Source organism: Micromonospora sp. MA102 (assembly GCF_025460765.1).
GTDB lineage: Bacteria > Actinomycetota > Actinomycetes > Mycobacteriales > Micromonosporaceae > Micromonospora > Micromonospora halotolerans.
In genome coordinates this window covers 19,638-37,997 of record NZ_JAMWEG010000017.1, presented here as the reverse complement: position 1 = coordinate 37,997, position 18,360 = coordinate 19,638, and the positions used below count along the sequence as shown (strand labels likewise).

The window sequence follows — 18,360 nt, the reverse complement described above, 5'->3', positions numbered from 1 at the left end:
GGGGTTCCGGTCCGCCGCCGCGAGTGGTGGCGGCGGGCCGGGGTGTCTCTACTCAGCCGGCGAGTTCGGCGAGCTTGCCGCCGACATCGATCGGGCCGGTCGAACCGTCGGCCAGCTTCCAGGCCAGGGCGCCCGAGTCGAACTGGGTGATCTGCACGCTCTCGACCGGGGCGGTGTCGTTCTTGGAGGTGTTGACGAGCACACCGTCGGCCGCCATGCCGATCTTCACGTCCTTGAGGCCGAGCGCTGAGTTGATGACGTCGACCCGGGTCAGGGCGGTGGCCCGCTTGAGCGTCTCTGCAACGACCTCACCCTGGGCCCAACCGATGGCGACGTTCTCCGATCCGGCGTTGACCTGCGGGAAGTACTTGGCCAGCGCGGCGAAGTAGGCGTCGGACTCCGGGTCACCCTGCGTGCGCAGCCGCACCCACGAGTCGCTGATGACACCGTTCACGTTGGCCGGCTTGGCCAGCTTCATCAGCGTGGTGTTGGCGCAGGTGAACGTGGTGGCTAGGGTCGGGTGCCAGTCGGCGTCGCCCACGGCGTCGAAGATCTGCGGGCACTTCGTGCCGGCGGCCACGACGACCAGGGCGTCCGCTCCGCTGGCCTTGAGGGTGGTGATCTGGCTGGTGACGGTGGGGTCGGTCACCTGGAACGTCGCGCTCGCCACGAGCTGGGCGCCGTTGTCGGCCAGGCTCTTCTCCAGGCCCCGCTTGGCTGAGGTACCGAAGGTGCCGGCCTGCGCGATGAGGGCAACTTTGGTGTTCTTGCGCTGCTTGGTCACGTACGTGCCGAGGGCGTACGCCTCCGACGGGTAGGGAACCAAGCCGTCGGTCGCGTTGGGGTGGGCCGCGCGCTGGGCCATGCTGGCCGACGAGATGGTCGACTCGAGGATCGGCACGCACTGCTTCTGCAACTGGTCCCATACCGCCATGGTGCCGGTGGTGGACTGCACGCCGACGATCGCGAACACTCTGTCCGACTGCAGCAGTTCGTTGACGTTCGCGGTCGCCTTGGTCGGGTCGTACTGGTCGTCCTTGCCGATGAGCGTGACCTTGCGGCCGTTGATGCCGCCGGTCTCGTTGAGGTGCTTGAAGTAGGCCTCCATGCCCTTGTTCGCCTCGCCGATCGAGGCGAGCGGGCCACTGTCCGGGTACGACGAACCGAGCTTGATCTCGCCCGAACTGATGCCGGGCGACGGGTCGTACGACTGGCACTGGTCTTTGGTCACGACCTGCTCGACGCCGACCCCGGTGGTGTTGGTGACGTCACCGGCGTCGGTCGAGGAGGACCGACCCTGACAGGCAGCCATGGCGGTCATGGCCGTCACCGCGAAGACCGCGGCCGACACTCTTCGAAAACGGAGTTTCATTCAATCTCCCTGGGCTGGATAACGACGCCGGGAGCGGACTCGCGCCGGCGGGAGGTGTAGCGCCTGAGGATCCGGTTGAGCAGCCGAGACGCGACGCCGCCGATGCCGCCCCGCATGAGCAGCACGACGACGATGAGCAGCGCCCCGTAGATGACCTGGGCGAGCACCGGGTCGATTCCGGACAGCACCACCGGCAGGCGCTCGGTGATGGCCGACCCGACCAACGGACCGACCACAGTGGTCGGCCCGCCGAGCACCATGGCCGCGATGAACTGGATGGAGCCGCCCAGGGTCAGGTACGCCGTCTCCGACGACACGATCCCCTGGGTGGCCGAGAACAGCGAGCCGGCCAGGCCGGCCAGCGACGCGCTCACGCCGAAGATGGCGATGTTCGTCCGGGCCCGGTCGACGCCCATCATCGCGGCGGCGGTCTGGTTGTCCCGCAACGCCACCAGCGATCGGCCGGCCCGGCTGCGGGCCAGGTTGTGCATCAGCACCATGACCACGACCAGGATGAGCGCGCAGACGAAGTAGCCGAACTGGTCGCTCTCGAACGGCAGCCACGACGGCGCTTCCATGACGTCCAGCGTCTTGCCCTGGTTGCCGCCGGTGAGGTGGTTGAACCGCATGATGATGCTCGGGAAGAAGGCCGCGAGCACCAGCGTGACGACGGCGAGATAGATGCCCTTGATACGTAAGGAGGGCACGCCGACCAGCATGCCGGCGCCGAACGCGAGCAGCATGGCGAGCGGGGTCGTCTCCCACCAGGCCCAGCCGTGGTCGCCGGCCAGGATCGCCGTCACGTACGCCCCGAGGCCGAAGAAGGCGCTCTGCCCAAGTGAGATGAGGCCGGCGTACCCGGTCAGCATGTTCAGGCCGATGGCCGGCAGGGCCACGATGAGGACGCGGGTGTAGTTCTGAACCACGTACGGCGGGCTGGTGAACGGCAGGACGACGGCGATCACGGCCGCCACCGTGTAAGCGGCGGCCACCACGGTCCGACGGGTGTCCCAGGCGGACCGGCGCCCAGCCAAGGCCGGCGCGCTCATGCCCGGGCCACCCGGGCGGTGCCGAACAACCCGTTCGGCCGCACGACCATCGCGAGCAGCATGACCACGAAAGCCACTCCCAACTTCATCTCCGTACCGAGGAAGGTGATGTAGCCGACGGCCACGCTCTCCACGACGCCCAGCAGCACGCCGGCGACGACCGCACCGACGGCGCTGTCGAAGCCGCCCAGGGTGGCCGCGGCCATGGCGTAGACCAGGACCGAGAGCATCAGGCTCGGCTCCAGATACAGGCCCAGCGAGGTGACCAGGACGCCGGAGACGGCGCCGAGCGCGGCGGCCAGGCCCCAGCCGGTGGCCAGCAGCCGGCCCACGGGCAAGCCAGCCAGTGCGCTCGAGGCGCGGTTCTGCGCCACCGCCCGCAGTCCGAGCCCGACCTTGGTGAACCGGAACAGGACGAACAGGGCCGTGCTCACCACCAGCAGGCCGGCCAGCGCCCCCATGGTGGCGTACGGCATCCGCACCGAACCCAGGCCCAGTGTCCCGTCCGGGAACAGCGACGGCAGCGGCCGCCCGTCCGAACCGAAGAAGAGCAGGGCCAGCGAATTGATCAATGTGTACAGACCCGTCATCACGATGACCGTTCCCAGGTGGTCATCCAGATTGAGCCGCTTGATCAGACCGCGTTCAAGAACACCGCCGAGGATGAAGGCGGCGACGGCGGAGATGACCAGGGCGACCCAGATCCCGAGGCTCCAGGAAACGAGGAACCACACCAGGTAGCTCGACAGCATCGCCATCTCGCCTTGGGCGAAGTTGACCACACCGCTGGTCCGGAAGACCAGCACGATCGCGAGCGCGAGAGCGGCGTAGATGCAGCCGCTGCCGAGCCCGTCGACAAGGCGCTGGGCAAGTAGTTCCACAGTAGAGCCTCTCGTGGAAATCGTCTGTTAGGAACCGAGGTAGACGCGCCGCAGCGACTCGCGGTCGGCGAGTTCGTCCACCCCCATGGAGGCCGACAGTTCGCCGGCGGTGAGCGTGTAGGCCCGAGCCGCGATACCCAGGGCGAGGTGGGCGGCCTGCTCGACGACGAGCATGGAGGTCCCGTTCTCGGCGTTGAGCTCGGCCAGCTTGGCGAACAGCTCCTTGGTGACCACCGGCGCCAGGCCCAGCGAAGGCTCGTCTAGCAGCAACAGCCGGGGCCGGGACATCAACGCCCGGGCCACCGCCAGCATCTGCTGCTCGCCGCCGCTCATGCTGCCGGCGAGCTGGTCGCGCCGTTCACCCAGCCGGGGGAAGAACTCCAGCCAGCGGGCCAGATCCGCGCGGACTCCGGCCGCGTCCCGGCGGGCGTAGCCGCCGACGCGCAGGTTGTCCTCGACCGTCATGTCGACGAACGTGCCCCGGCCCTGCGGCACATGGGCGATGCCGAGCCGGGCGACCCGGTCGGCGCTGAGGCCGACGATCGACCGGCCGGCGAACGTGATCTCGCCTCGGCCCGGGATGACGCCGGACAACGCACGCAGCAGCGTGGTCTTGCCTGCGCCGTTCGCGCCCAGCAGGACCACCACCTCGCCCTCGTCGACCACCAGGTCGGCGCCCCGCAGGACCTCGACCCGGCCGTACCCGGCGCGCAGCTGCCTGGTGCGGACCAACTCGCTCATAGCGAGTCTCCAAGGTATGCGTCCACGACCGTCGGATTGCGGGTGACCTCGTCCGGTGTCCCCTCGGCGATCTTGCGGCCGAGGTCCATCACGATGACGTGGTCGCTGAGGCCCACGACCATGCCGATGTGGTGCTCCACCAGCAGTAGGCTCAGCGACTCGGCGGCGGCGATCTCGCGCAACTTCGTTGTCAGCTCACCGACCTCGTCGGAGTCCAGGCCGTTGGCCGGCTCGTCGAGCATCAGCAGTTTCGGCCGGGCCATCACCGCGCGGGCCAGCTCGATGCGCTTCTGGATCCCGAACGGCAGTTCGGCGGCCGGCACGTCGGCGACATCGGTCAGCCCCACCAGATCGAGGATCCGCTCGCCGTCCGCCCGCAGCAGTTGCTCCTCGTGCCGGCTGCCCCGGCTCCGGAACATTCCCGCGATCATTCCGGCGCTGGTTCGCCCGTAACCTCCGCACAGGACGTTCTCGCGCACGGTCAGCGACGTGAACAGAGCCAGGTTCTGGAAGGTCCGGGCGACCCGGTGCTTGACCGCCTGGTGCGGTCGGATCGAGGTGATGTCCACGCCGTTGACCCGGATTCGACCGGCCGAGGGCCGGTACAGGCGGCTCACACAGTTGAAGATCGACGTCTTGCCGGCGCCGTTGGGTCCGATGAGGGCACAAATCTGGCCGGCTTGGACCTCGAAGCTGAGCTCACGCAGCACCTGCAGGCCGCCGAAGCGCAGGCTGACGGCGTCCACCTCGAGCACCGCCGTCACCAGGACCACCCCCGCTGCGACGGCGGCGTCCACACACCGGCGCGCTGCAGGTGCGGCAGCATCCGCCCGTATCCGGCGATCTCCGCCGAGTCGAACGTCATCGGCAGCAACAGGAAGTTGCTCATTCCGGTCGCTTTGTTCAGTTCGACGAACTGCTCGGCGACCTCCTCGGCCGTGCCGCACAGCACCGTGCTGCCGGCTCCGACCCCGATCCGCCGCACCAGTTGCTCGTAATCCTGGCCCTCGAACAGACCCCGGTAGGTCTTGCTGTTGGCCAAGAAGAAGTTGGCGAAGCCGCGGGCAGCCTCGATGTCGACGACCGACCGGAACCATTCGAGGCGTTCCTCAGCATCTGCCATGGACTGTCCGATCACGACACCGATCGAGCCGACCAGCCCGACCGAGCTTGGCGCCCGGCCGAACTCGGCCGCCTTGGCCGTCACCCGGTCGACGGCCGAGCGGACCTTCGACCAGTCGTCGACCACGGCCGAGAAGCCGAAGTCGCATTCGGAGGCGATGAGGTCGAGGCCGGCCGGCGACACGCCTGGGTTGAAGATGACCGGATTGGGCCGCTGGACCGGCGTCGGCCCGCACAGGGCACCGGAGAGGCGGACGTGCTCGCCGGTGAACTCGATCGGCTCCCGACCGGCCCGCCACAGCGCCTTCACCGCGGTCAGGGTCTCGGCCCCGTACTCGTACCGGCGGTCGTGTTCGAGGTTGTCGAACCCGAACAGGGCCGACTCGGCCGCCTTGGAGCCGGGCACGATGTTCCAGCCCCACCGACCACCGGACAGCACGTCCAGGTTGGCCCCGATCCGCGCGATCAGGACCGGAGACAGGTAGCGCGTGTGCAGTGTCGTCACGACCCCGATGTGCTTGGTCGCGCCGATCACCGCGGCAGCCCAGATCGGGGCGAAGATGCGTGGCTCGCCGTGCCCGGCGGCGGCGCTGGCCGGACTGTTGACGGTGTAGCTGTCGGCGAAGAACACGTAGTCCAGGCCGGTCTCCTCGACCGTGCGGGCCAGTTCCAGATGGTTGGCCACGTCGAGGATGTCCGGGTTGGCGTCGGCGACGACCCGGGACGTCACGTTGTGCGACTGGGTGTTCGGCCACATCAGGCCGAACCGGAGTTGGCCGTCGTGGCGGCGGGGCTTAGACATGGCTCACTGCTCCGCGACCGTGACGGACTTGATCCGGGTGTAGTTGTCCAACGCGTAAATCGAGAGGTCCTTGCCGTGACCGGACTCCTTGAAACCGCCGTGCGGGTTCTCCGGGGTGATGATGTGGTGGCAGTTCACCCACACGGTGCCGAACTCCAGCTCGGCCGACAGCCGCTGCACCCGGCCGACGTCGCGGGTCCAGACGCTCGCGGTCAGGCCGTACCGGCAGTCGTTGGCCAGTTCCAACGCCGCGTGCTCGTCGGCGAACGGCTGCACGGTGAGCACCGGGCCGAACACCTCCTCCTGGACGATCTCGTCGTCCTGCCGCACGCCGGTGATGACGGTCGGCCGGAAGAAGTACCCGGGCCCGAAGCCGCTGCCGCCGGTGACCACGCGGGCGTACGAGGGCAGCCGCTCGATGAAGCCCTCCACGCGGGTCCGGTGCTCGAGCGAGTTGAGGGGGCCCATGACGGCCGCCGAGTTGTCCGGTCCGCCCACCACGACCGCCTCGGTCGCCGTGACGAGCTCGGCCGTGAACGCGTCCAGAACCGACTCGTGCACCAGGACGCGGGTGATCGCCGTGCAGCCCTGTCCGGCGTTGCCGAACGCGCTGCGGGCGATCTTCTGGGCCGTGTCGGCCAGGTCCACGTCGTCGAACACCAGTGACGGGGCCTTTCCGCCCAGCTCCAGGTGCAGGGCGGGCAGCATGGCCGCCGAAGCGGTCGCCTCGGTGACGGCCCGGCCGGCCCGGGTACTACCGGTCAGCGCGACCAGGTCGACCCGCGGGTGGCGCGACAGCAGCGCGCCGGTCTCCCGGCCGCCGCAGACCACGTTGAGCACGCCCGGCGGCAGCAGGTCCGCGACCAGTTCGGCCAGCAGCACCGTGCTCCACGGTGTCGTCTCGGCCGGCTTGATGACCAGGGTGTTGCCGGTGGCCAGGACCGCCCCGATCTTCCAGATCGCCATCAGCATCGGGTAGTTCCAGGGAGTGATCTGGGCGACGACGCCGACCGGCTCGCGGCGGATGCTGGACGCGAACCCGGGCACGTAGTTGGCCTGGGTCGTGCCGGGCAGCACGCGTGCGGCGCCGGCGAAGAACCGCAGGATGTCTGCCGAGCCGCGGATCTCCACGTGGCGCGCGATGGCCTCCGGCTTGCCGGTGCAGGCGATCTCGGCGGCCAGCAGGTCGTCGGCCCGCTCCTCGAACCGGTCGGCGATGGCCAGCAGGATCCGCTGCCGTTCGCCCGGGGTGGTGCGCCGCCAGGTCTTCAGCGCCGCCGCGGCCGCGCCGACCGCCCGGTCGACCTCCTCGGCCCCGCTGTCGGGAGCGGCGCCGATCCGCTCGCCGGTGGCTGGGTCGAAGAACGGCAAGGTGGCGTCGACGGCGCTGGGCTTGCCATCGATGACATTGGTCAGGATGCGCATATGGTTCCTTCCCGGACTTCACTACGCGAAGCGGTATACGGCGGGATCATCGGTGGCCTCACATCGGCGGGTGGTGGCACGGCGCGGTGGACGGAGCTCACGGAGGCAGCAGGCGGCCGGGATCCATCACCAGATGCAGGACGGCCGCGGTACCGGCGGACAGCGCCCGGTCGAGGGCGGCCGGGAAGTCCGCGGTGCGTTCGACCTTCTCGCCGTAGGCGCCGTACGCCCGGGCCAGTGCGCCGAAGTCCGGGTTCACCAGCGCCGTGGCGACCGGGCGGCCGGGGTGGTGCACCTTCTGGTGCAACGCGATCGTCCCGTATAGCGAGTTGTCCAACACAAGGATCAGCGGCCGGGCTCGGTGTGCCACGGCGGTCGCGAGTTCCTGGCCGTTCATGAGGAAACAACCGTCGCCGGCCACCGACACCACCTGCCGGTCGGGATGTTCCAGGCTGGCCGCCACCGCCGCCGGTACGCCGTAGCCCATGGTGCCGTTCTTGGGGCCCAGCACGGACCGCACGCCATGGGCCGGCAGGAACCGGGTCGGCCAGGCCGCGTGACAACCGGCGCCGTAGGTCACGATGGTGTCCCGCGGCAGCCGGTCGCGCAGCCACTCGAACACCGCGCCGAGATCGAGCTCGCCGCCCTCGGCGGCCGGGGTCGCGTCGCGCAGGTAGGCCGCCCGCCCCTCGGCCAGCCAATCGGCGCGCTGCGGGTCAGTCGCCGCGGGCTCGGCCGCCAGCTCGGTCAGCGCGGCGACGAACGCGGCCGGATCCGCGACCACATGCCGGTCAACTCGTCCACTGTGGCCGATGCACTCCGGATCGGGGCCGATCATGACGGTCGGGACGTCGGTCGCCAGCCGGTACGAATCACTCATCACGTCCGACCGCACCCCGCCGAGCAGGATCAGCAGATCGGTCGTGTCCATCATGTCGGCCAGACGCTTGGTGCGGCCGAAGCCGAGCGGCCCCACGTAGGTGGGGCTGTCGTTGTCGATGTGGTCGTAGCTGCGGAAGTCGGCCGCCACCGGCAGGGTCAGCCGGCCCGACAGCTCAGCCAGCCGCGCGGCGGTGGCGGCGTCCCAGCCGTCCCCGCCGACCACCAGCAGCGGCCGCCGGGCCCCGGCCAGCGCGGTGTGGACGTCGGCCACCTGGGCCGGATCGGGCGCGACCGGCCCAACCGCGGTCGGCGCCACCACGGCACCGTGGCTGGCCCGTTCCAGCACGTCCTCCGGCAGGCCGATCACGACCGGGCCGGGGCGTCCCTCGGCCGCCAGGGCCAGCGCCCGGTCGAGGGTCATCGCCGCGTCGTCCGGGTCGTCGAGGACGAACACCGCCTTGGCCGTGGAGCCGAGGAACGCCACCAGGTCGAGTTCCTGGAACGCCTCCCGGCCTCGGTGCTCGCTCGGGATGAGGCCGACGAGCAGGACCAGCGGAGTCGCGTCCTGCCAGGCGGTGTGGACCGCGACCGACACGTTGGTGGCGCCCGGGCCCCGGGTCACCATGACGATGCCGGCCTCACCGGTCAGCCGGGCGTGGGCGATGGCCATGAACCCGGCGCCGCCCTCCTGGCGACAGGTGATGATCTCGATCGGTGAGCCGAACAGCCCGTCCAGCACCTCGAGGTAACTCTCACCCGGCACGCAGAAGACCCGCCGGACCCCGGCGACGACCATCTGGTCCGCGATGAGATGCCCGGCGCTGCGGGTGGATTCTTCGGTCACCACGACGTCCCTCGGATCGGAACCACCAGCCGACGGGCTCGACGGCGGTAACCGAGAATCGTTGGACGCGAGGGCCATTCTCAATACACTTCTGTTGTGCAGAATCAGAGGTTGCAGGACAAGCCGTCCTACGCGATCGAGTCGGTCGACAACGCGCTTCGCCTGCTTCAGGTCATCCGCGACGAGGGCTCGATCAGGGTGAAGCAGGCCGCGACCGAGCTGGGCGTGGCGCAGTCCACGGCGCACCGACTGCTGTCGATGTTGGTCTACCGCGGGTTCGCCGCCCAAGACGAGTCCCGCGCCTATGTTCCCGGCCCCTCACTGGGTGTCGGGCCGGCCCGCTACCAGTGGACCCACGACCTGCGAGTGGTCTCCGAGCCGCACATGCAGGCGCTGTCGCGAGAGCTGGGCGAGACGGTCAACCTCATGATCCGCGTCGGCACGGTGGTGCGCTTCCTGCTCACCATCGAAGGGCCGCAGATGCTGCGGGTGGGCGACCGCCAGGGCGCCGTGGTCCCGGCGTCGGCCGCTTCGGGGGGCAAGGCGCTACTGGCCACTCTTGACAACGCCATCCTGGAGCGCCTTTACCGCAACGAATCCACCGCCCTGGCCGAAGGCATGATGAAGCCGGCCGAGTTCACTCGCTTCATCAAGAAGATCGAACTCGTCCGGCTCAACGGTTACGCCATCAACTTCGAGGAGACCGAGGCCGGGGTGGCCGCGATCGGGATGGTCGTGCGGGGCGCCTCCGGGAACGCCATCGGCGCGATCAGCCTCGGCATCCCCACCTCGCGGTTTCGCAAGCTGCTGCGCACGAACCTGGTGTCCCGGGTGTCCCTGGCCCGCGACGGCATCGAACGCGACCTGGCCACCCTCCGCGTCGACGTGGGCGGCAACAGCTCCTACGTCTCCTGACCGGGTTCCGGGGGCTACCGGAAGGCCTGGATCCCGGTCAGCGCGTTGCCGACCACGAGCGTGTGCATCTCCGGCGTACCCTCGTAAGTGAGCACCGACTCCAGGTTTACCATGTGGCGGATGACCGGGTACTCCAGCGAGATGCCGTTCGCGCCGAGAACGGTCCGGGCGGTGCGGCAGATGTCCAGGGCTAGGTTGACATTCGACAGCTTGCCCAGGCTGATCTGCTCGGGGCGCAGTCGACCGGCGTCCTTTCGCCGGCCCAGGTGCATTGCCAGCAGGACACCGTGGGTGTAGCGGACGGCCATCTCCGCCAGCTTGGCCTGGGTGAGCTGGAAACCGGCGATCGGCTTGCCGAACTGCGTGCGCTGCCCGGCGTACGACAGCGCCGAGGCCAGCGCGGTCCGCGCCGCGCCCATCGCGCCCCACACGATCCCGTAGCGGGCTTCGTTCAGACAGGACAGCGGTCCGCGCAGGCCGCGCGCCTCCGGCAGCATGGCGTCTGCCGGCAGCCGCACGTCGTCGAGCACGATCTCGCCGGTCACCGAGGCCCGCAGCGACAGCTTGTGCTCGATCCGCGGTGCCGAGAAGCCGGGCGTGTCGGCCGGCACCACGAAACCTCGGATGCCGTCCTCGGTTCGCGCCCACACCACGGCCACGTCGGCCACCGGTGAGTTGGTGATCCACATCTTGCGCCCATCGAGGACCCAGTCGTCGCCGTCGCGCCGGGCCCGGGTCCGCATGCTCCCCGGGTCGGATCCGGCGTCCGGTTCGGTGAGGCCGAAGCAGCCGATCGCGTCACCGGCCGCCATGGGCGGCAGCCATCGTTGCTTGTGTTCCTCGCTGCCGAAGCGCCAGATCGCGAACATCGCGAGCGATCCCTGCACGGAGACCAGCGAGCGCAGGCCGGAGTCGGCCGCCTCCAGCTCCAGGCAGGCCAGGCCGTATTCGGTGGCGCTCATCCCCGCGCAGCCGTAGCCCTCCAGGTGCATGCCGAGCAGCCCGAGTTCGCCGAGCCGCTTAGCCAGTTCGCGGATCTCCGGGATGTCCCCGCTCTCGAACCATTCGGCGACGTTCGGCTCGACGTGGGTCGCACAGAGCCGCGCCACCGCGTCCCGGACATCCCTCTCCCGCTCGGTCAACAGGTCGTCGACCCCGGCGGGGTCGGCCGGGTCGAACGGAGGCAGGTCGTTGATGTTCATGTATCCCTTGTCTGTCGGTCCAGCCACTGGCGGATTTCTTCGGTGTGTTGACCCAGCGCCGGCGGCGCCGACGGGGCGACCACACCGGTGCGGGAGAAGCGGATCGGGTGGCGCACCTGGTCCGGATGGCCGTCGCCGACCGGCACCGACGGTTCCAGGCCGAGCGTGCGGGCCAGTTCGAACGCACCGCCGACGTCGTTGACCCGGCCGGCGGCCACGCCGGCGCCCATGAGGGCCTTCTGCCACCCGTCGGCGTCGCCCGTCCGGAGCCGATCCTCCAGCTCGGACGCGAGTTCGTCGCGATGGGCGACGCGGGCCGGGTTGGTCGCAAACCGGGGATCGTCGGCCAAGTCCTCCCGGCCGAGCAGCCGCGCCATCCGGCGGAACTGGCCGTCGTTGCCGCAGGCGACGGCGATCAGGCCGTCCGCGCACCGCAGCGTCTCGTACGGCGCGATGGACGGGTGACGGTTACCCATCCGGACCGGCGAACGACCGGTGGTCAGGTGCGACCCGGCCTGGTTGACCAGCGAGCCGAGCAGGCTGGACAGCAGGTTCACCTCGACGTGCTGGCCCACGCCGTCGCGGTCTCGGGCGGCCAGCGCCGCAAGGATCCCGATGACGGCATCCTTGCCACACAGCACATCCACCAGCGCCACCCCGACCTTGGTGCCCGGGCCGTCGGGATCGCCGGTGATGCTCATGAGGCCGCCCAGCGCCTGCACGACGAAGTCGTAACCCGGCAGCGCCGCACCGGCCGCGCTGCCGAAACCGGTCAGCGAGCAGTAGACCAGGCGTGGGTTGATCCGGTGGGCGTCGGCGAACCCGAGCCCGAGCCGGTCGAGGGTGCCGGTGCGGAAGTTCTCGACCAGCACGTCGGCCTGCCGGATGAGGTCGAGCGCGGTCTGTTTCCTGGCCGGATCCGTGAAGTCCAGCTCGATCCCGCGCTTGGACCGGTTGACCGACTCGAAGTACGCGCTCGATGTGTCGGTCCACGGTGGGCCCCAGGACCGCGTCTCGTCCCCGGTCCCGGGCCGCTCCACCTTGACGACGGTGGCGCCAAGGTCGGCCAGCAGGGACGTGGCCATTGGACCGGCCAGCACCCGGCTGAAGTCCGCGACCACGATGCCCGCGAGCGCGGGCGGAGCCAGGCAGGCCTCGCCCGCCGTCACGGCGCGGTCCGCCGACCGTCGATCCGGCGGGGCAGGCCCCACGGATTGCCCTCACGCAACGGTTCCGGCAGGGCGGCGTCCGGCACGTTCTGGTAGACCAGCGGCCGAGTGAAGCGGCCCAGGGCGGCCGCGCCGACCGAGGTCGCACCGGGATCGGACGTGGCCGGCCACGGACCGCCGTGGTGCTGGGCCCAGGTGTAGGCAACACCGGTCGGCCATTGTCCACACACGACTCGCCCGGCCATCGGAGATAGTGCCGCGAGCAGGGCCTCGAGGTGCGGATCGTCGCCGGCCGCGAACACGCTGGCGGCCAGGGCCCCCTGTAGCTGCCCCAAGGTGGCGACCAGTTCGGTCAGGTTCAGGTATTCGGCGACCAGGGCGATCGGCGCGAACACCTCGCTCAGCAGGCGGCTGCCGGACCGCAACGCGGGCATCGGCACCGACAGCAGGGTCGCGCCGACCGACCAGCCGGCGCCCCGGCCATCGACCGACGCGACAACCGTCGCCCCGGCCGCCACCAGCTCATCCACTCCGGACTCTGCCTCGGCCGCGATCCGTTCGGTCAGCGACCAGCCCTCTGGAGCCGCCGACAGCAGGGCTTCGGCGGCCCGCCCGGTGAGCTGGTGGCCGGCCGGCACGAACAGCAGCCCCGGCTTGGTGCAGTACTGCCCGGATCCGAGGGTGAAGGACGCCACGAAATCGCGGAGCAGGCGGCCCACGGTGCCCGGGTCAGCCGCCACAGTCGCCGTGATGACGGCCGGGTTGACCGTGCCCATCTCGGCGTAGACCGGGATGACCACGTCGCGTTGGTTGGCCAGCTCCCGCAACGCCAGCCCGGCCCGCTGCGAGCCGGTGAAGCCGACCGCCTGGATCGCGGGATCGCGGACCAGGGCCACGCCGGCGTCGAAGCCGACCACGACGTCGAACGTGCCCGCGGGCGCGCCGGCCGCGGCCAGGGCGGCACGGGCGATCTCGGAGAGGCGCTGGCTCAGCCAGGGATGGGCCGGATGGGCCTTCACCACGACCGGACACCCGGCGGCCAGTGCCGAGGCGGTGTCGTTGCCCAGCACCGAGAACGCGAACGGGAAGTTGCTCGCCCCGAACACCGCCACCGGCCCGAGCGGCACCCGGACCCGGGCCAGGGCCGGCGCGGTGGCGGTCGCCCGGTCGAGGGTCACGTCGAGGTATGAGCCTTCGGCCGCGACATCGCCGTAGAAGCGCAACTGCCCGGCCGTGCGGGTCAACTCCCCCGGCAGGCGGGGCCGGCCGAGCGCTGTCTCGGCGTCGGCCAGCGCGACCAGTTCTTCGGCCGCCGCCTCCAGCGCGTCGGCCACGGCGTGCAGCCACCTCGACCGTACGGCGGGGGCGGTCGCGGCCAGGACCGGCGCGGCGGCCGCGGCACGGGCGAGCACCGCCTCGATCTGGGGCGGTGTGCTGTGTGCGATCTCCCCGCCGGCCGCCCCGGTGCGCGGGTCACGGCTGACATCCACCGCTGTCATTCCGCCTCCTCTGTGGGAAAGATTGCGTCGTCGGTCATGCGGCCAGGGCCTGTTCGAGAACGGCCAGTGCCTCGTCGAGGAGGTCAGTTCCGATGACCAGCGGCGGCAGCAGGCGGATGACATTGTTGAAAGTTCCGCAGACCAGAACCAGCACACCGTCCGCATGGCAGGCGGCGGCCACGGCGCGGGCGGCGTCCGGGTTCGGGACCGTCGTGCCGGGCTCGACGAACTCCATGGCCAGCATGGCTCCCCGGCCCCGGACGTCGCCGATGACCGGGTGACGGTCGGCCAGGGCGCGCAGGCGGGGCAGGACGTGCTCCCCGATGGCGGCCGCCTTACCGACCAGATCCTGGCTCTCGATGATGTCGATGGCGGCCAGCGCGGCCGCGCAGGACACCGGGTTGCCGGCATAGGTGCCGCCGAGACCGCCCGGCTCGACCGCGTCCATGATCTCGGCCCGGCCGGTGACCGCGGACAGCGGCAGGCCGCCGCCAAGCGCCTTGGCCGTGGTGATGAGGTCCGGCACGACGCCCTCGTGCTCACAGGCGAACATCCGGCCCGTGCGGGCGAAGCCGGTCTGGATCTCGTCGGCCACGAACACGATGCCGTGCTCCCGCGCGAAGGCGGCCAGACCGGCGTAGAACCCGTGCGCCGGAACGATGAAGCCACCCTCGCCGAGGATCGGTTCGGCCACGATCGCGGCCACCTCGCGCTCCCCGATCTGGATCCGGACGATCTCCTCGACCCGGGCCAGGGCGTCGGCGGCGCACTGCTTCTCGTCGCCCACGTATCGGAACGGGTAGGCGACCGGCACCCGGTAGATCTCGGGCGCGTACGGCCCGAAGCCCCGCTTGTATGGGGTGTGCTTCGCGGTCATCGTCATCGTCATCAACGTGCGGCCGTGGTAGGCGTGGTCGAGCACCACGACGGCGGACCGGCCGGTGGCCGTGCGGGCGATCTTGACCGCGTTCTCGACGGCCTCGGCGCCGGTGGTGAACAGGGCGGTCCGCTTCTCGTGGTTGCCCGGGGTGAGCCGGTTGAGGGCTTCCGCGACGTCGACGTAGCCGGCGTACTCGGTCACCATGAAGCAGGTGTGGGTGAACCGGGCTGCCTGCTCGGCCACCCGGCGGGCCACCTCGGGCGCGGCCGCGCCGACGCTGGTCACCGCGATGCCGGAGGCCAGGTCGATGAACCGGTTTCCGTCGACGTCGAACAGCAGCGCACCCTCGGCGTGGTCGATGAACACCGGCAACGTGATGCCGAGCCCGCGGGCCACGTGCTGGGATCGCCGGGCCTGCAGGTCGGTGGACGCCTGCCCCGGAATCGTCGTGCCGCTCGGACGGGTGTCGCTGAGCTGGACCATGGCCGCCTCCTACGTCGCTATCGTGTGTCGGGCCGGCCGAGCGCCCGCGCCCGACCTTAGGCACGGCTTTCAACGTTGGCCCGGAAATTCTGCCTAGTGGAAGTGGCGGCCGCTGTGTTGCCTAACCGCGGGCCGGTGAGCGACAGTCACGCCATGGTTCACGTGGCAGATCCCGTCGATCTCGTGGTTCGGGCGCACCGGGCCCTCGCCGTCGCCGGGCAGGCCGACATGGTCTGGGGTCACGTGTCGGTCCGTGACCCCGAGGGGCGCGGCGTGTGGATGAAGAGCGCCGGTTGGGGGCTGGAGGAGATCAGCCACGACCAGGTCGTCCTCGTCGCCTGGGACGGCGAAGTTCTCGCCGGTTCCGGACCGCGCCACCTGGAATACCCGATCCACACCGAGGTGATGCGGGCCCGGCCGGAGGTCACCTGCGTCGTGCACACGCACGCCGAAGCGGTGAACGCGTTCTCCGCCCTGGACGTGCCGGTGCGCCCGATCTCCCACGCGGGTGTCCTGTTCTCCGAGCCGGACGTTCCCCGGTTCACCCGCACCGGCGGGTTGATCCGGACCGCCGAACTCGGCGCGGCGCTGGCCGCCAGCATGGGCCCGGCCCCGGCCTGCCTGCTGCCCAAGCACGGCCTGGCCACGGCCGGGGTCGACGCCGCCCACGCGGTCATGTACGCGGTCCTGCTCGACCAGGCCTGTCGGACCCAGTTGCAGGCGATGGCCGCCGGTGACCTGCGCGTCTGGTCGGACCCGGACGAGGCCGAGGCCAAGCGTACCGAAGTGTGGCCGCCGAGCCAGATCGAGGCCGGCTGGCGTTATTTGGAACGGCGTCCACTGTAGATTCGTCGTATTCCGCTTCACGGTCCTTAATGGACTGTTGTTCATGCTGTCCGACACACCCCGACATTCGGGGCGTCATGAGGAGGGATAATGGGCATAGTCGAGCTGGGTCACACCGGATTGTGGGTGAACGACCTCGACACGATGCGCGATTTCTACGGCCGAGTGCTTGGCCTGACGGTGACCGACGAGGACCCCGAGCACGGGGTTGTCTTCTTCTCCAGCCGCCCGGACTACGAACACCACGAGTTCGTCATCATGACCGGCCGGACGGCACCGCCCGGGAGCCTGCTGGCCCACCAGATCTCCTGGCGTTTGGACGGCTTCGACGCCCTGCTGGAGTACTACCAGCGGTTCGTGGCCGAGGGTACGCCGCTGCAGCAGATCGTCACCCACGGCAACGCCTTCGGCATCTACTTCTTCGACCCCGAGGGCAATCGGGGTGAGGTGTACTGGCCGACCGGCATCGAGGTCTCGCAGCCGTTCCGCAAGACCCTCAACCTGGACCAGGACCCCCAGGCCATCCTCGCCGAGGCGCAGCGTCTGCTCGAGGAAAACGGACCCGCCTACCAGCCGGCGACGGCCGGTCCGCCGCAGCCGTGACCGGGGACAGCGCCGACGTCGACGTGCTCGTCGTCGGCGCCGGCCCCACCGGGCTGGTCGTGGCCAACCTGCTCGCCGCGGCCGGCGTCACGGTCGTGGTGGTCGAGAAGAACAGCACCACCAGTGACGAGGCGAAGGCGATCAGCGTCGACGACGAGTCGTTGCGGGTGTTCCAGCGGGCCGGCGTGCTCGACGTCGTCCGACCGGTGGTCCTGCCGGGGACCGGCACCCGCTACTTCGACCGGGCCGGGCGCCGGCTGACCCACGCCCGGGGGGCCCGCCCGTTGCGCCTGGGCCACCCGTCGAAGAGCCCATTCGCGCAGCCGCTGCTGGAAACCGCTCTGCTGAAAGCGCTGTCGCAGCGTCCACGGGCGACGGTTCGGTTCGCACACGAACTGCGGGCCCTGCGGCAGGACGGCACCGGGGTGGTCGCCACGGTCGGCTACGACGGGGACCAGCAGAGCGTCCGCTCGACGTTCCTGCTCGGCTGCGACGGTGGCCGCAGCACGGTCCGGCTGCTGACCGGCATCGACATGACGGGCGAGTCGTACACCGATCACTGGCTGGTGGCCGACACCCTCGGCGATCCGCACGATGAGCGGTACGGCTTGCACTACGGCCAGCCCGATCGCCCGCACGTGATCGTCCCGGGCCAGGGCGGGCGCTGCCGGTACGAGTTCCTGCTGCGCCCCGACGAGGTACCGGCCGACCGGAACCCGTCGTTCGAACTCATCCAACAGCTCGTCGGGCCTTATCGGAGGCTCACACCGGACCAGGTCGAGCGGGCCACCACGTACACTTTCAACGCCGTGGTGGCCGATCGCTGGCGGCTGGGGCGCGTCTTCCTGCTGGGCGACGCCGCCCACATGATGCCGCCGTTCGCCGGCCAGGGCCTCAACTCCGGCATCCGCGACGCGGACAACCTGTCGTGGAAGCTGGCCCTCGTCCTGCGTGGCTACCCCGACCGGCTGTTGGACACGTATGAGCCGGAACGGCGCCCACACGCCGAGGCGATGGTCAAGCACTCGGTCGATCTGGGCCGGATCGTCATGACGACCAAGCCGCTGGTCGCGCTCGCCCGCGACGTCGTGGTGCGCGCGATGAGCCTGCTGCCGGCGGGCCGGCGGTACCTGTCCGAGATGCGCTTCCGACCCAAGGCCCGCTACCTCACGGCCGCCACGACCGGCGCCGCGGCGGGTACGGCGGGCGGCCCGACGGACGAGCTGCTCGGCCGGATCCTGCCGCAACCGCGGGTCCTGATGGCCGACGGGCGCATCGGCCTGCTGGACGAGGCGCTCGGCGACGGCTTCGCGCTGCTGGCCGTGGCGACGGGTCCCGGGGTGTGGGACGCTGTCGCCGGGCTCGGTGTCCTCGCCGCCGCCCGGCGGGTCGACGTGATCCTCGACGACCGCAACCCCGACCGCTTCACCGGCGACGCAGGGGTCGCCGATATCGACGGCCTGCTGCAGAGCGACCTGGCCGCGGCCCGGGGTCGGCTGGTGCTGGTGCGCCCCGACCGCTACGTGGCCGCGGTGTTCCGCCCCACGGACGCCGCCGGGGTCGCCCGGAACCTGGCCGCCGCCGGCCTGGACCCGTCCGGCGTAGGCGACTCTCCACTGCCCACATAAGGTACGAGCTGAGGAAA

At 70.4% G+C, this 18,360-nt stretch carries 16 protein-coding genes; 4 read left to right on the top strand and 12 right to left on the bottom strand.

The window, feature by feature from the left end:
- Positions 1 to 52 precede the first annotated feature (52 nt).
- From NFX44_RS26540 to NFX44_RS26505, 8 genes are all read right to left on the bottom strand, one after another.
- Complete coding sequence (locus NFX44_RS26540) at positions 53 to 1,372, bottom strand: ABC transporter substrate-binding protein (protein WP_262286324.1); 1,320 nt, start codon at positions 1,370 to 1,372, stop codon at positions 53 to 55.
- Positions 1,369 to 2,421 (bottom strand): branched-chain amino acid ABC transporter permease, encoded by a 1,053-nt coding sequence (locus tag NFX44_RS26535; RefSeq protein WP_262286323.1) that lies wholly within the window; start codon positions 2,419 to 2,421, stop codon positions 1,369 to 1,371. Before NFX44_RS26535 ends, NFX44_RS26540 begins: the two co-directional genes overlap by 4 nt.
- Positions 2,418 to 3,302 (bottom strand): branched-chain amino acid ABC transporter permease, encoded by an 885-nt coding sequence (locus NFX44_RS26530; protein ID WP_262286322.1) that lies wholly within the window; start codon positions 3,300 to 3,302, stop codon positions 2,418 to 2,420. Before NFX44_RS26530 ends, NFX44_RS26535 begins: the two co-directional genes overlap by 4 nt.
- Positions 3,303 to 3,329: 27 nt before the next feature.
- Positions 3,330 to 4,043 carry an ABC transporter ATP-binding protein gene (locus tag NFX44_RS26525; RefSeq protein ID WP_262286321.1) on the bottom strand — a complete coding sequence of 238 codons (714 nt, stop codon included), beginning with the start codon at positions 4,041 to 4,043 and terminating at the stop codon, positions 3,330 to 3,332.
- Positions 4,040 to 4,807, bottom strand: a complete 768-nt coding sequence (locus NFX44_RS26520; protein ID WP_262286320.1) for an ABC transporter ATP-binding protein — start codon at positions 4,805 to 4,807, stop codon at positions 4,040 to 4,042. The genes NFX44_RS26525 and NFX44_RS26520 overlap by 4 nt, the downstream gene beginning before the upstream one ends.
- A complete protein-coding gene (locus NFX44_RS26515; RefSeq protein WP_262286319.1) occupies positions 4,804 to 5,967 on the bottom strand; it encodes an LLM class flavin-dependent oxidoreductase in 1,164 nt (387 codons plus the stop codon). Before NFX44_RS26515 ends, NFX44_RS26520 begins: the two co-directional genes overlap by 4 nt.
- Positions 5,968 to 5,970: 3 nt before the next feature.
- Positions 5,971 to 7,392, bottom strand: coding sequence for an aldehyde dehydrogenase family protein (locus NFX44_RS26510; protein ID WP_262286318.1), 1,422 nt, complete (start codon positions 7,390 to 7,392; stop codon positions 5,971 to 5,973).
- 97 nt (positions 7,393 to 7,489) lie between these two features.
- A complete protein-coding gene (locus NFX44_RS26505) occupies positions 7,490 to 9,118 on the bottom strand; it encodes a thiamine pyrophosphate-dependent enzyme (RefSeq protein WP_262286317.1) in 1,629 nt (542 codons plus the stop codon).
- 96 nt (positions 9,119 to 9,214) lie between these two features.
- Here NFX44_RS26505 and NFX44_RS26500 point away from each other — a divergent pair, with 96 nt between their 5' ends.
- Positions 9,215 to 10,033, top strand: coding sequence for an IclR family transcriptional regulator (locus tag NFX44_RS26500; protein ID WP_262286316.1), 819 nt, complete (start codon positions 9,215 to 9,217; stop codon positions 10,031 to 10,033).
- A gap of 14 nt (positions 10,034 to 10,047) precedes the next feature.
- Here the strand turns inward: NFX44_RS26500 and NFX44_RS26495 are convergent, their stop codons facing one another.
- From NFX44_RS26495 to gabT, 4 genes are read right to left on the bottom strand one after another with little or no spacing between them, the layout of a single operon-like run.
- Positions 10,048 to 11,235 carry an acyl-CoA dehydrogenase family protein gene (locus NFX44_RS26495; protein WP_262286315.1) on the bottom strand — a complete coding sequence of 396 codons (1,188 nt, stop codon included), beginning with the start codon at positions 11,233 to 11,235 and terminating at the stop codon, positions 10,048 to 10,050.
- Complete coding sequence (locus tag NFX44_RS26490) at positions 11,232 to 12,404, bottom strand: CaiB/BaiF CoA-transferase family protein (RefSeq protein WP_262286314.1); 1,173 nt, start codon at positions 12,402 to 12,404, stop codon at positions 11,232 to 11,234. The genes NFX44_RS26495 and NFX44_RS26490 overlap by 4 nt, the downstream gene beginning before the upstream one ends.
- Positions 12,401 to 13,903, bottom strand: coding sequence for an aldehyde dehydrogenase family protein (locus NFX44_RS26485; protein WP_262286313.1), 1,503 nt, complete (start codon positions 13,901 to 13,903; stop codon positions 12,401 to 12,403). The genes NFX44_RS26490 and NFX44_RS26485 overlap by 4 nt, the downstream gene beginning before the upstream one ends.
- A 34-nt stretch (positions 13,904 to 13,937) precedes the next feature.
- Entirely contained in the window at positions 13,938 to 15,266 is a 1,329-nt protein-coding gene (gene gabT / locus NFX44_RS26480; RefSeq protein ID WP_262286312.1) for a 4-aminobutyrate--2-oxoglutarate transaminase, read from the bottom strand.
- A gap of 153 nt (positions 15,267 to 15,419) precedes the next feature.
- Here gabT and NFX44_RS26475 point away from each other — a divergent pair, with 153 nt between their 5' ends.
- The 3 genes from NFX44_RS26475 (at position 15,420) to NFX44_RS26465 (ending at position 18,343) form a co-directional block, all read left to right on the top strand.
- On the top strand, positions 15,420 to 16,112 hold the full coding sequence (locus NFX44_RS26475) for a class II aldolase/adducin family protein (protein ID WP_262286311.1): 693 nt from the start codon (positions 15,420 to 15,422) through the stop codon (positions 16,110 to 16,112).
- A 90-nt stretch (positions 16,113 to 16,202) separates the two neighbouring features.
- A complete protein-coding gene (locus NFX44_RS26470; RefSeq protein ID WP_262286310.1) occupies positions 16,203 to 16,715 on the top strand; it encodes a VOC family protein in 513 nt (170 codons plus the stop codon).
- Positions 16,712 to 18,343 carry a bifunctional 3-(3-hydroxy-phenyl)propionate/3-hydroxycinnamic acid hydroxylase gene (locus NFX44_RS26465; RefSeq protein ID WP_262286309.1) on the top strand — a complete coding sequence of 544 codons (1,632 nt, stop codon included), beginning with the start codon at positions 16,712 to 16,714 and terminating at the stop codon, positions 18,341 to 18,343. The genes NFX44_RS26470 and NFX44_RS26465 overlap by 4 nt, the downstream gene beginning before the upstream one ends.
- Positions 18,344 to 18,360: the final 17 nt, after the last annotated feature.

Bases quoted from the DNA above. Each gene is read 5' to 3' on its own strand.
- NFX44_RS26535 (WP_262286323.1), bottom strand. From the start codon at position 2,421: ATGAGCGCGCCGGCCTTGGCTGGGCGCCGGTCCGCCTGGGACACCCGT.
- NFX44_RS26540 (WP_262286324.1), bottom strand. From the start codon at position 1,372: ATGAAACTCCGTTTTCGAAGAGTGTCGGCCGCGGTCTTCGCGGTGACG.
- NFX44_RS26525 (WP_262286321.1), bottom strand. From the start codon at position 4,043: ATGAGCGAGTTGGTCCGCACCAGGCAGCTGCGCGCCGGGTACGGCCGG.
- NFX44_RS26515 (WP_262286319.1), bottom strand. From the start codon at position 5,967: ATGTCTAAGCCCCGCCGCCACGACGGCCAACTCCGGTTCGGCCTGATG.
- NFX44_RS26510 (WP_262286318.1), bottom strand. From the start codon at position 7,392: ATGCGCATCCTGACCAATGTCATCGATGGCAAGCCCAGCGCCGTCGAC.
- NFX44_RS26495 (WP_262286315.1), bottom strand. From the start codon at position 11,235: ATGAACATCAACGACCTGCCTCCGTTCGACCCGGCCGACCCCGCCGGG.
- NFX44_RS26485 (WP_262286313.1), bottom strand. From the start codon at position 13,903: ATGACAGCGGTGGATGTCAGCCGTGACCCGCGCACCGGGGCGGCCGGC.
- NFX44_RS26470 (WP_262286310.1), top strand. From the start codon at position 16,203: ATGGGCATAGTCGAGCTGGGTCACACCGGATTGTGGGTGAACGACCTC.
- gabT (WP_262286312.1), bottom strand. From the start codon at position 15,266: ATGGTCCAGCTCAGCGACACCCGTCCGAGCGGCACGACGATTCCGGGG.
- NFX44_RS26475 (WP_262286311.1), top strand. From the start codon at position 15,420: ATGGTTCACGTGGCAGATCCCGTCGATCTCGTGGTTCGGGCGCACCGG.